The 431-nt window shown below is 64.5% G+C and carries 1 protein-coding gene; it reads left to right on the plus strand.

What is annotated here, in order from left to right; genetic code table 11:
* Nucleotides 1-431 (plus strand): alpha/beta fold hydrolase (locus tag RVY79_RS17510; protein WP_317465763.1); only part of this gene is annotated, 431 nt, incomplete at both ends.

Genomic DNA, 431 nt, shown 5'->3' on the forward strand with positions numbered 1-431 from the left:
CCATGAGCGGGGCGCCGGCCGCCGGCACCGAGCGTTTCGTGGTGGGGCGCGACGTGGCGGTGACGCCCGGCAAGGTCGTGCTGCGCAATCGCCTGATGGAGCTGATCCAGTACACCCCCACCACGCCCAAGGTCCAGGCCGAGCCCATCCTGATCGTGCCGGCGTGGATCATGAAGTACTACATCCTGGATCTATCCCCGCAGAACTCGCTGATCCGCTATCTGGTGGAGCAGGGCCATACCGTGTTCTGCATCTCATGGAAGAACCCAGACGAGGCGGACCGCGATCTCGACATGGATGACTACCTCAAGCTCGGCGTTTTTGCCGCGCTTGATGCGGTCAATGCCATCGTGCCGAATCAGCGCGTGCACGCTACGGGCTACTGCCTGGGCGGCACGCTGCTTGCCATTGCCGCAGCGGCCATGGCACGC

The organism is Chromohalobacter sp. HP20-39 (assembly GCF_033052815.1).
GTDB lineage: Bacteria > Pseudomonadota > Gammaproteobacteria > Pseudomonadales > Halomonadaceae > Chromohalobacter.